The sequence below is a fragment of the Porphyromonas sp. COT-239 OH1446 genome (assembly GCF_000768875.1).
Taxonomy (GTDB): Bacteria; Bacteroidota; Bacteroidia; order Bacteroidales; family Porphyromonadaceae; genus Porphyromonas.
The window spans coordinates 1-12,324 of sequence record NZ_JRAO01000012.1 but is presented as its reverse complement, the minus strand read 5'-3'; the positions used below and the strand labels follow the sequence as shown (position 1 = coordinate 12,324).

Genomic DNA, 12,324 nt, shown 5'->3' with positions numbered 1-12,324 from the left:
CAAAGAAGGCTTTGCCTATCTTTCCCTACTTACCGATGCCTACAGTCGCTGCATTGTCGGGCATTGTTTGCACCCTACTCTAGAGGTGGAGGGCCCGTTACATGCCCTGCATCAAGCATTTACCTTCTACAGAGAGCATCAAATTGAAACAAAAGGGATGATCCATCACAGCGATCGTGGGATTCAGTATGCCTGCGGCCTTTACACTTCAGAGCTTCAGGATCGCGGCTGCCGCATCAGTATGACCCAAACGGGTGATCCACTGCATAACGCTTTGGCCGAGCGAATGAACAATACGCTCAAGAACTCTTGGTCTGTCTCCAGCGAGCGGCAATCCTTCGAAGAGGCGAAGCGGTCTGTCGATCGGGCTGTTCAGATGTACAATGAGGCCCGACCGCATCAAGCTCTCGGGGGTAAGACNTGTCGATCGGGCTGTTCAGATGTACAATGAGGCCCGACCGCATCAAGCTCTCGGGGGTAAGACGCCTATGCAAGTCCTTATTTCAGAGCATGTCAACCCTTTGCTGGGGTGGAAGGACGATTTGCCTCAGGTTGCGCCCCAATTGTCTCGTAGAATGAATGCCCAACAAAAGGCTAAATTTGCACGTGTCAACAGAAAGTCGTCCTAAGGCGGCAGAGTGTCAACCCAATTCAGAGCTATAGCACAAACCCTGTAAACTTATTCTAGAACCAGCTCCACTCACTGTCAACTTTTTTCAGTACACGACANTGTCAACCCAATTCAGAGCTATAGCACAAACCCTGTAAACTTATTCTAGAACCAGCTCCACTCACTGTCAACTTTTTTCAGTACACGACACCCAAATAGGAATGCCATCGAGGTCTAAGTAGGAGTTCGATCGAACTCCTATCTGAGTCTCCACAACGATCCTACTTAGACCTTCATGACAACCCCACTACCCTCTCGCCGGTAGCCCTATTCACTCCCCCAGCGGGGTAAGGTGGAGGGCTCGAAGAGGGAGGCACACAGCCCGCCAGGGTAATCGGAGTCTAGCCCCCTAAGCACGAACCGAACCCACGTTAGACTTTAAGAAATGACAGAACCTAGGCTTGAGCTCAGCTGTGTACAGGAGAGTGTCCTTAGAGACCGTGTGCTTCAGCTTCTCTATCAAGCTCTAATTCTTATTAGTATGCTTGTTTATCGTATTCCAAAGTTTCTGGTACTCGGGGTGCCCGGGGTATTGGCGTAGGATCGCCTTTGCCTCCTTTAACTCTTCGATAGGTCTACCCAATAAGTTTACCCCCATAATAAACATTTCAGCATAGGCGACTTCATAGTCCTTAGGATCGCAGGCTGCAAGCTCCTGAAACATATTGCGAGCTTCTCGGTAAGCTTCTTTCGCCTCCTTCATCATCTTTAACTTACTATAAAGGTATACAAGATTACGCAGGGTTTTTGCCTCTTTAGGTCGGTGTGTTTGTCTATCCTTTTCAGAAAACTTTCGGAGTATTTTAAGGGCACCTTCTAGACATTCCCTAGCTTCGTTAGGTCTGTCAGTATCATCAAGCAAACCTCCCAATGCGTGTAGTGTGCTAGCTAGAGCGAAATTGTGCGCCTGTGGATCCTTTTGTGCCAATGCTCGGCGTATTTCGAGTGCATCCTCGTAGTGCTCTTGGGCTTCCTTTTTGAGTTTGCTATCTTCACTGAGTAGAGCCCCTAAGTTATCCAAGACTCTAGCCTTATCAGGGAGGTATTTCCCTGGATTCTTTTCCGCTAACTCTTCATACAATCTGAGAGCTTCCTTGTAGTGAGTCTTGGCCTCTTCATGTTTGTTATCATTCTTAAGTAAGACCCCGAAATTATTTAGTGTTGAGGCCAAATCGGGGTTGTACGCCCGTGGATTCTTTTGTGCCAATGCTCGGCGTATTTCGAGTGCATCCTCGTAGCAACCTCGAGCATCCTTTTTGAGTGCGCTATCGACACTGAATAGAGTCCCTAAGTTATCTAAGACTCCAGCCTTATTGGGGAGGTATTTTGCTGGGTTCTTTTGTGCTAACTCTTCATACAATTTGAGAGCCTCCTCATAGCGAGTCTTGGCCTCTTTGCGTTTGCCATCATTCTTAAGTAAGTTCCCCCAATTATTTGATGTTGCAGCTAAATCAGGCTTGTAGGCTTGTGGATACTTTTCGGCTAACCCTTTGAGTATATTGTATGCATCTTCGAGGTGATTCTTGGCTTCCTCATGTTTACCCATGATGTCAAGTAAGCCCCCCAAATTATTTAGTGTTGAAGCTAAATCAGGGTTATATGCTCGTGGATTCTTTTCGGCTAATGTTCGGCGTATTTTGAGGGCCTCCTCGAGGTATTCCTGGGCTTCCTTGCGGTTGCCATTGCTGCTGAGCAATACTCCCAAGTTATTTAGTGTTGAAGCCAAATCCGGGTTATACGCCCATGGATCCTTTTGTGCCAATGCTCGACGTATTTCGAGCGCATCCTCGTAGTGCTCTTGAGCTTCCTTGGGTTTAGCGGTTGTAGAGAGTAAACTTCCCAAATTATTTAGAGTCGTAGCAACATCCGGGTTGTAGACCTGTGAATTCTTTTCGGCTAAAGCTCGACGTATACGAAGTGCCTCATCGTAGTATTCTTTAGCCCCCTTAAGCTCATCCATTTCGCTGAGCAATAACCCGAAGTTATTAAAAGTCATAGCCAAATCTGGGTTATACCTTTGTGGATTCTTGCGAGCCAACTCTTTGTATATTCCCAAAGCCTTCTCATAATGAGCTTTGGCATTCTTGAGCTCGTCAATGTCGCTGAGTAAGCTTCCCAAGTTATTCGAGATGTTCGCAATATTTGTTTTGTAAATATCACGATGCTCTTGATCCTTTTTCTGCATTATTTCAAGTGATTTCAGTGCCTCCTCATAATGCTTCCTGGATTTATTAAAATCTCTGAGACCTTGGAGCAAGTGTGCATAATAGAAGTGGTACTCAGCAGTAGGTGCAAGCTCAAGCAATCGATCATAGAAACGACAAGCCTCATCGAAGGATAACCGGAACTTAGCCGCCTCGATTAGCTCTTCGAGAACCCTAATCTCATTCTGCTGCTCTCTTTCCTTGAATTCCTCATAGACAGAGGTTAGACTTCGGGTACTCTCTCCTGTCAGTACTCTCCTGATACTCCCTAAGGTTTCAGCGAGATAATTGTATCCTGCCTCTCTCAGTAGGGTTTCATTCTCGGCTAGCTTGTCAATGTGCCCTAAGGTAAATTGAGCAATCTCTGCGACAAGCTGCTTCGCCTCCTGTGAATGGATGCGCCCCGTGCGGAGCATCTTCTCTAAAGTTACCTCTATCGCTGTATATCCTTCTTCTATAGGCAGTTCTCGGAGAAGAGATAAGATATATTTTGGGCTCATTCCAAGTCCAACACCTTCATCAATTCTCCTTAGGATGAAATCGTTTGAGGCGACCTGTTGCTCTGGCATTCTCTTCTTGAATATTTCAATGAGTTTTTCTTCATCTTCGCCCTTTACCTGGAATGAATTTGGAGAATAGAAGTACTCTTTCAGACGCTTGCTAGATTCAATGTGTCTTTCACTAGGAGTATCACCATCCTCAAGCGTCCTCTCTATGGCTGTCTCTAGTTGTTCGTCTACTTCGTCATTGAATAAACTAATTAGGCCTTCGACCCTTGAGAGAGAGAAACCAATCATCAAGGGAAGTATAATCATTGGTATTACTGCTATCCATATACTCCTTTTTCTAGGAAAGTCCGTCTTCGAGTTAGATGTTTCTCGTGGCCAAACTTTTCTAATAAGATGGAATATTGGGGCGAGACAACCTGTTTCATCTGTCGCCTTCTTTGTGGTTACCTTCGTTTTGCCAGCAGCCTTGTCTAGGTTGGTCCTAATCGAAGTCTTCTTTGTGGTTTCTTTCTTTTTCATAAAATTTTGGTATTTGGGTGTTCTATGGAAAATATTGTTTTCTCTGCGAAGGTAAATAATTATCTCAGCATATAGGCAGGCTGGGCATAGGGATTGCCGCCCTTTCGCCTTCAAGGGGGGGCATGGCAAGGGTGAGGGATGCCGAGTAGCTCCATCTCTGACAGACAATGAGGCATCCCCCACCCTGGATCAGGCGAAGCTAGAGAAATATATCGTATGATCAAGAGCTCTGTAAGCAAGCCGATCCATACACAAAAAAGAATAGACCATCCACCCCCTAGAGGGTGAATGGTCTACTGATATGCTCCCGTGCCCTAGAGGGCAACAAGGTAAGGATTAGCGACGGATGCCGAGCTCCTTGATGATTGCACGATAACGCTCGATGTCGTTCTTGAGCAGATAGTCAAGCATACGACGACGCTTACCGATGATCATCTTGAGGGCACGCTGCGTGCTGTAGTCCTTGTGATTTCTCTTCAGGTGCTCGGTCAGGTGAGCGATGCGATACGAGAAGATTGCGATCTGGCTCTCGGGGCTACCGGTGTCTGTAGCCGACTTGCCATACTTTTCGAAGAGCTCTGTCTTCTTAGCTGAGTCTAAATACATTGTTTAACTGTTAATTGAACCATAATACCGCTCCCGCCTAACTCTTGACGCTTGCGGATCGTGGCGCAAAGGTAGACAATTCCCCTCATCCCCACAAGCCCTAGCCCAACCTTTCCCCTAAGCCCTCCCGCCCTCTAGGGGGAGGGGCTCATGGGCTCGTGTCTCGGGAGCTCCGTCCTCAGCAGGATAGAGAGATGAGCGAGGGTCTCCCCCTAGGAAGGCACTTCTTGACAATGACAGAGAGCTCGGGGGCAGGGGGATGGGGCTTTTTCGCTACCTTTGGGCGCAAATTACATTCCCCCCACTGGACGGATACAGCAGATGAACAACCCCTTCGCCGCAACCCTCAAGGCCCTACAAGAGACAGGCATGGAGCGACAGCTCTACCCCATGCAGCACGATGGTGCATACATCATCGCCGAGGGCAGACGTATGCTCAACCTCTCGGGCAATGATTACCTCGGGATTGCCTCCCGGGGCGACCTGAGCGAGGAGATGCAGAGGATCGTAGCCCAGTATGGGCTCTGGGGGAGCACCTCCTCGAGGCTGCTCACGGGCAACTACGAGGTCTACACAGAGCTCGAGGAGCTCCTAGCCCGACGCTTCGGCCGAGAGGCGGCCCTCGTCTTCAACAGCGGCTATCACATGAACCTCGGCATCCTGCCAGCCCTCTGCCAGGGGGATACCATCGTCCTGGCAGACAAACTGGTGCATGCCAGCATGATCGACGGGATCAGGCTCTCGGGCTGCACCTTCGCCCGCTTCAGGCACAACGACCTCAACCACCTCGAGCAGCTACTCCGTAAGTATCAGGATGCCCCTCGCATCATCGTCATGGTCGAGAGCCTCTACAGCATGGACGGCGATCGGGCTGATCTACAGGGCCTAGTTGCCCTCAAGCATCGCTATCCTCAGGTCATGCTCTACGTCGATGAGGCTCACGCTGTCGGGGTACTCGGAGAGACGGGGCTTGGGCTAGCGCAGGAGACGAAGACGATCGGGGAGATAGACCTCCTCGTCGGTACTATGGGCAAGGCCCTGGCCAGCATGGGTGGCTACATCGTCTGCGACGAGGTCATACGACGGATGCTGATCAATCGCTGTCGCTCGCTGATCTTCTCGACTGCCCTGCCCCCCTCGAGCATAGCCCTTGCCCGAGAGGTTCTAGAGCGTTTGCCTGATTACACGGCAGAGCGAGATCGGCTCAGAGGCTACGCCACGGGGCTACGGGAAGCCCTCCGAGAGGCTGGGTGCACAACGCCCTCCGAGAGCCACATCATCCCGATCACGATCGGGCAGGCACAGCCAACAGTAGAGATCGCCGAGCAGCTCAGGGCCCTCGGCTACTACGTCCTCCCGATCCGTCCGCCTACGGTGCCTCAGGGTAGTGCTAGGCTGCGCCTCTCACTCACGAGCCAAACACCTACGGCAGAGCTTGCCCCCCTATTGATCCGTCTGCTACAGGAGCAGCACATTGGCCTCTAAACCGACTATGCAGCATCAACTATTTGCTCAGCACGCAGATGCCGAGCGACTGATCCTCTTCTTCAACGGCTGGGCGATGACGCCCGAGTCTGTAACCCACCTCAGCCTCCCCCCAGGTCATGACCTAGCCGTCGTGTGGGACTATCGGGACGACCATCTCGAGCTCGACTGCTCTCGCTACGAAGGCATCTCGCTCGTTGCCTGGTCTATGGGCGTTTGGGCAGCCGATCGACTCAGTGCACAACTCAGCCAGCTGCCCCTAGAGCGGGGCATTGCCCTCTGCGGCACGGGTCGCCCCATGGACGACCTGCATGGGATCCCCGTCGAGATCTTCGCAGGTACGCTCGCAGGGCTCAATGAGGCCAACCGCAAACGATTTAACCGCCGTATGTGTGGGGGGAAGATCTATGCCCACCTGCTCAAGGCCCTAGAGCGTCGCTCAACCGAGGAGATCCGCCAGGAGCTCGAGCGAGTACAGACCCTCGAGCTGGCCGAGGAGCAGCATAGCCCAGCCTCGCCCCTGTGGACGAAGGCTTGGGTCGCAGGCGAGGATCGCATCTTCCCAGCAGCCAATCAGCTGCGCTACTGGCAGGGGGCAGGCGTAGAGACGAGCTACGAGGCCGAGGCGGCGCATTACTTCATGGGGGGAAAAACCTGTTGGCAGGAGCTATGGTAGAGAAGCGAGGTGAGCAGCAAATAGATAAGGCAAGGGTATCGGCCCGATTTCGTGCCTCGGCCGCCTCGTACGACAGCTGTGCCATAGCGCAGCAATATGTCTACGAGGCCCTCGGCGGGCGGCTGAGAGGTCTCGGGCTACAGTCCTTCGGGCGCGTCCTCGAGGTAGGCTGCGGGACGGGGGGCTTTAGCCGCTACATCGACGAGCGTTGGCAGGTGGAGCACTGGACGCTCAACGACCTGCACCCTGCGATCCAGGAGGCAGGGCGATTTGCCTCTCGGAAGGCAAAGGTCAGCTACTTGATCGGCGATGCTGAGCAGATTGACCTCGGGCGGGGCTATGACCTCATCGTCTCGGCCTCGGCCCTGCAATGGTTTCATGACCCGAGAGCCTTCCTCAAGGGGCTCTCCGAGAGGCTTCGACCTGGGGGCGTGCTGCTGCTGAGCACCTTCGGAGTGAGCAATCTGTATGAGTTCAAGGCCCTAACCAGTAGAGGACTGAGCTATGCCGAGCGAGGGGAACTAGAGACCTGGCTCGCAGAGAGCTTCGGCGAGTATTCGGTCGAGGAGGAGCTCTACCCGCTCGAGTTCACTTCGCCTCGGGAGGTACTCCTACACCTCAAACACACTGGGGTAACGGGTACAGCTGACGGAGGGGGCTTCTGGACTCCCTCCAAGCTCCGTTCCTTCGTCCAGGACTACCAGGAGAGGTACAGCACCCCCTCGGGAGGCGTACACCTGACCTATCACCCGATCTATATCCTAGCCCGCAAAGACTAGCCCTCACTCGAGAGAGCTAAGGCTGGGGATTACTTCCCCGACGCCTCTCGCAGCAGGACGCAGACCATCTCCGCACGCACCGTCTCTACCCCCTCAGCCCTCAGACTGAGCTCGAGGCGCACCTTGCGCTCAGAGATCTCAGCGACACGAGCCCTGAGCTCTAGCGGACAGCCCATGGGCGTCGGACGCAGATAGTCCAGCGAGAGATGGGCGGTAACGAACCTCAGAGCAGGTAGACTGCCCAAAGGCCGTCCCCGATAGGCATACCCTGCAGCAGCGGCCGTACCATTGCCATGACAGTCTAGGAGGGCAGCGATCAGCCCGCCATACACAAAGCCAGGGTAACCGCCCGTGTGTTCCGAGGAGGGGGTAAACCACGCCACAGCCTCACCAGCGGCCTCATCCAGCCAATAGCTTCGGACATGCAGCCCTCTTTCGTTGAGGCGTCCACAGCCAAAGCAATGGGCAAAGCCCTCGGGATAATAGTCTTGGAAGGCTGTCTGTATGGCAGCCTCCTGATCCTTCATTTTCATACTCGTCTAATCAATAAGGTATTGGTGAGGCTAAAGGTAACTAAAACACACGATCTGACGATAATGTGCCCATCTCGCACTGAGAGCGACAGCCCGCCACAGTCCCAGGGCTATCTTTGCAGCACAAGCAGAGTAGGAGCATCCTCACCAGCGACAGAACTTCTGAGAGCCCTTGTCGCTCGAGCCCCGAGGGCTAGCCTGCTCCTGTGCCCCTTCCAAGCAAGAGGATCTCCGCAGCCGCCCCATCGCAAGAGTAGGGGAAAGGAGGTGAAAAAATCACAACAACAAGGTATTGTAGCCCTCTATTCGTATATCGACCTTTGTCTCAAGAAAAAATAAATCAACCCATTAGTATACAGACCTATCATGCCTCAGAAAAAGAACTCTAAGAAAAAGCCGATCCTCAAGCGGCTACTCCCCTACTCAGGCAGGCGAGGTTATCTGCTCCCCCTGGCCATGCTCTGCTCGGCCCTCTCGGGAGTACTGGTACTCATGCCCATGGTTTACATCCACAGGATCGTCAGCCCCATCATCCTCTCGGGCAGCATCGAGACTTCGAGCGTTCGGGAGAATGCCATCCTGGCTGCGAGCTTTGCAGCAGGAGGACTATTCCTCTACTTTCTAGCCCTACTAGCCTCGCACCTCTTTGCCTTCGAGGTCGAGGAGAACATTGTCAAAGAGAGTGTCAAGAAGTTGCTGAGCAAGCCCCTCGGCTTCTTCATCAATAACGAAAGTGGCAGGCTGCGCAAAACGATCGTAGACGGAGCAGCCGAGACCCACTCTATGCTCGCCCATCAGCTCCCCGACCTAGCGATGACGATCACGACCCCTATCGTCCTCCTCATCTTCTTCTTCCTCTTCGACTGGAGGCTCGGGCTTGCGAGTGCAATTCCCCTTATCATTGCACTTCTGCTCATGGGCACGATGATGACCAAGGCCAACATGAACATGCGGGACGAGTACTACAACGATCTGACTGCCCTATCGGCAGAGGCTGTAGAGTACGTGCGCTGCATCCCCGTGGTCAAGACCTTTGCTCAGAGCATTGAGAGCTTCGAGCGGCTCTATGCACTGATCATGAAGTCTAAGGCTCTTGTGGTACGCTGGAGTATGTCCTTTCGAAACAAAATGTCTCTATACGAAGCCTTGGTCAGCTCCACAGCATTCTTCCTCGTACCGATGGCCATCCTACTCATCCAGCACGGGGGCGATCTCAGGCAAACCCTGGGGCATAGTGTCATCTATCTGCTCATCGGGCCGACCTTTGGGATCTTCGTCATGCGTAGCGCAACGATCCATAACTACATCTACTTTGCCGAGCTAGCCCTGGACAAGATAGATGCTTGTCTCGAGGGGAAGACGTTGGAGCAAGGGACTCGCAGAGAGGGTGTCGGGGAGCTGGAGTTTCGCAATGTCTCCTTCTCCTATGGGAAGGAGCAGGTACTCCGAGACGTATCGTTCGAGGTAAAGCGAGGTGAGAGTGTCGCTCTCGTTGGCACCTCGGGAGGGGGGAAGACAACCATTGCCCGTCTAGCCGCACGCTTCTACGACGCAGACGAGGGAGAAGTCCTCATTGGTGGAGTCAATATCAAGGAATACGAGCAAGCAGCCCTCATGCAGCGAATAGCCTTTGTATTCCAAAACTCTAAGCTCTTCAAAATGACTCTGAGGGAGAACCTTCTCCTGGCTCGCCCCGAGGCCACAGAGGAGGAGATCGAGCAGGCTCTCATACGCTCAGGGGCTCAGGAGATCATCCAACGCCTAGACAAAGGCCTCGAGACAGTCTATGGTCAGCGGGGGACTTATCTCTCTGGGGGTGAAGCCCAACGGATCTGCATCGCTAGGGCATTGCTCAAGGATGCCGACCTCGTTATCCTCGACGAGGCGACAGCCTTCACAGACCCCGAGAACGAGCATATTATCCAGGCTTCACTCAGAGAGCTATCCAAGGGCAAGACAACGCTCATGATCGCCCATAGGCTCTCCTCGGTTATTCATGCCGACCGTATCCTCGTCATCGACCAGGGGACGATCGCCGAGAGTGGCACACATCAAACATTATTAGATCAAGGCGGTATCTACAAAAAACTTTGGAATGAATACCAAAGAGCCGCACATTGGAAGATAGGAGGTAACTATGACTAAATACTTTCAGAAGCGATATGCTATGTCCCGGACCGGAGCAGAGAATCTCAAGAAATCCATCCTCTCGCACACCGTCCTCAACTTGACAAAGATGTTCCCACCCATGGTTGGGTTCTTATTCCTCTTCCAGTATCTTGGTGCTCTGGAGGATATACCCTCCCTATCGGAGCTCTCGCTCTTGGACTACAGCATCATCGTCTGCGTCATGCTGCTAACGATGTATCTAGTGGCCAGATGGGACTATATTCGCCTCTACGACAATGTCTACAGCGAAAGTGCGAACATGCGCATAGACCTAGCCAATCGGCTCAAGAGCCTGCCCCTCTCGTACTTCGGCAAGCGAGATCTGGCCGACCTATCGGCCACGATGATGAGCGACCTAACCCTCTACGAGCAGATATTCTCCCACTCTGTACCCCACATCTATTCGACGATCATCTCTACGACAATCATCTCTATCATGATCCTGAGCTACAACTGGCAACTCGCCTTGGCCGCTCTATGGGTGATACCGTGCTCGTTGCTCATCTTTAGGCTCTCAAAACATTGGCGCAAGAGGCACATAGACCAGTTCGTTCAGGCCAGTCGAGAGACTATTGACAGCCTACAGGAGACCATAGACCAAATACAGGAGGTCAAGGCCTACAATATGGAGCAGAGAGCCCTAGAGACATTCTACACTAAACTGGAGCACTCGACCCAAACCAAGATCAAAGGCGAATTCTCCGCTGGGATTGCCAATTCATTGGCCGCTATGCTCCTGAGGCTAGGTATCGTAACCGTTGCAGTCTATGGAGCTCACCTGCTCATTGTGGGGGAGATCAACATCTTGGTCTATATCGCCTACTTGATGCTTACCTCTAGCATCTACCTTCCGATCGAGGGGATCGTCTCCTTCATGACCATGATCTCGCTCCTCGATGGCGTGGTAGCACGCATCAAAGAGATCAAAACCATGCCAATACAGACTGGACGACGAGATCTTAGACCCGAAAGCTATGACCTAGAGTTTCGAGATGTGGCATTTGGCTATGAGGAGTACTCTGTGATCAATGGGGTGAGCTTCACGGCCAAGCAGGGGCAGGTAACAGCCCTTATTGGCCCTTCGGGTAGTGGGAAGACTACACTGGCCAAGCTGGCGGCCCGCTTTTGGGATATTCAGCGAGGCCAAATACTCCTCGGAGGGATAGATATTAGTCAGATAGACCCTGAGACTCTGCTCGAGAGCTACGCCATTGTCTTCCAAGATGTGCTCCTCTTCAATGCCAGCATTAAGGACAACATCCGTATTGGGAAGAAAGGGGCAACGGACGAGGAGATACTGAGAGCTGCCCAAATAGCCCGCTGTGAGGAGTTCATCAACCGCATGCCTGAGGGCATAGATACCCTCATCGGAGAGAATGGGCAACGACTATCTGGAGGCGAACGTCAGAGGATCTCCATTGCTAGAGCGATCCTCAAAGATGCTCCGATCATCTTGCTTGACGAAGCTACAGCCTCGCTCGATGTGGAGAATGAGAGCCTAATTCAAGAGGCACTATCCGAGTTGATCAAGAGCAAGACGGTGATCATCATTGCTCATCGAATGCGTACGATCAGAGGGGCCGATCAGATCATTCTCCTAAACGAAGGGCAGATCGAAGCCCAGGGAACAGACCAGGAGCTCAGAGCTCAATCCCCCACTTATGCTCAGATGCTCAAGAGACAGGGCTGCTGATAGAGAGTACAAGCAAGGCTAAGGGCCTCCATCCGACCTTCCCATCTTCTCCTCCTCTGTACCTACAGAAAGAGGAGGGAGGAAAGGGGACTATTTCAAGCCTCACCAAAGGCCAAGTCCCCCTTACTCCTCTTCTATCCTCTCCATAGATAACCCCTCCTAGCCCCTCGAGGGGCGAGAATGCCTAGCAGTCTTGGGTGCAGGAAAAGGGAAAGGAGGAGGAGGCGAGAGAGGGGCAGTGTGGAGCAGGGCCAAAGGAGATGGCCATGGGAGATAANGCAGTCTTGGGTGCAGGAAAAGGGAAAGGAGGAGGAGGCGAGAGAGGGGCAGTGTGGAGCAGGGCCAAAGGAGATGGCCATGGGAGATAAAGGCGATGGGCCATAAAACCCACAAAAAAGCAGAGGGTGTCAGACCTTAAAGTCTAACACCCTCTCTCTACAAAAAAACGGCGGCTACCTACTCTCCCACTAGACGCAGTACC

8 protein-coding genes and 1 pseudogene are annotated in these 12,324 nt (G+C 52.6%); 6 read left to right on the top strand and 3 right to left on the bottom strand.

The genetic code is table 11. The features are described 5' to 3' along the window. A pseudogene (locus tag HQ37_RS03185) lies at positions 1-629 on the top strand (transposase); the annotation flags it as partial. Between the two features lie 507 nt (positions 630-1,136). Here the strand turns inward: HQ37_RS03185 and HQ37_RS08050 are convergent. Both HQ37_RS08050 and rpsO read right to left on the bottom strand, forming a co-directional pair. Further along, complete coding sequence (locus HQ37_RS08050; RefSeq protein WP_052080722.1) at positions 1,137-3,902, bottom strand: tetratricopeptide repeat protein; 2,766 nt, start codon at positions 3,900-3,902, stop codon at positions 1,137-1,139. A 336-nt stretch (positions 3,903-4,238) separates the two neighbouring features. Beyond that, positions 4,239-4,508, bottom strand: a complete 270-nt coding sequence (gene rpsO, locus HQ37_RS03175) for a 30S ribosomal protein S15 (protein WP_036880379.1) — start codon at positions 4,506-4,508, stop codon at positions 4,239-4,241. Between the two features lie 321 nt (positions 4,509-4,829). Here rpsO and HQ37_RS03170 point away from each other — a divergent pair, with 321 nt between their 5' ends. Genes HQ37_RS03170 through bioC form a run of 3 tightly spaced genes read left to right on the top strand, consistent with a single transcriptional unit; the run spans position 4,830 to position 7,448 of the window. Beyond that, complete coding sequence (locus HQ37_RS03170) at positions 4,830-5,993, top strand: 8-amino-7-oxononanoate synthase (RefSeq protein WP_036880378.1); 1,164 nt, start codon at positions 4,830-4,832, stop codon at positions 5,991-5,993. 7 nt (positions 5,994-6,000) lie between these two features. Beyond that, positions 6,001-6,669 carry a DUF452 family protein gene (locus HQ37_RS03165; RefSeq protein WP_036880376.1) on the top strand — a complete coding sequence of 223 codons (669 nt, stop codon included), beginning with the start codon at positions 6,001-6,003 and terminating at the stop codon, positions 6,667-6,669. Further along, positions 6,663-7,448 carry a malonyl-ACP O-methyltransferase BioC gene (gene bioC / locus HQ37_RS03160; RefSeq protein ID WP_036880372.1) on the top strand — a complete coding sequence of 262 codons (786 nt, stop codon included), beginning with the start codon at positions 6,663-6,665 and terminating at the stop codon, positions 7,446-7,448. Before HQ37_RS03165 ends, bioC begins: the two co-directional genes overlap by 7 nt. 29 nt (positions 7,449-7,477) lie before the next feature. Here bioC and HQ37_RS03155 read toward each other — a convergent pair whose 3' ends face one another. After that, positions 7,478-7,981 (bottom strand): PaaI family thioesterase, encoded by a 504-nt coding sequence (locus HQ37_RS03155; protein ID WP_369794062.1) that lies wholly within the window; start codon positions 7,979-7,981, stop codon positions 7,478-7,480. A gap of 366 nt (positions 7,982-8,347) precedes the next feature. On the opposite strand from HQ37_RS03155, the gene HQ37_RS03150 reads away from it, so the two are divergent. Both HQ37_RS03150 and HQ37_RS03145 read left to right on the top strand, forming a co-directional pair. Further along, positions 8,348-10,126, top strand: coding sequence for an ABC transporter ATP-binding protein (locus HQ37_RS03150; RefSeq protein WP_036880366.1), 1,779 nt, complete (start codon positions 8,348-8,350; stop codon positions 10,124-10,126). Then, the gene (locus tag HQ37_RS03145; protein ID WP_036880362.1) at positions 10,119-11,843 is read left to right on the top strand and encodes an ABC transporter ATP-binding protein; all 1,725 of its coding nucleotides are present in this window, start codon (positions 10,119-10,121) and stop codon (positions 11,841-11,843) included. Before HQ37_RS03150 ends, HQ37_RS03145 begins: the two co-directional genes overlap by 8 nt. Positions 11,844-12,324: the final 481 nt, after the last annotated feature.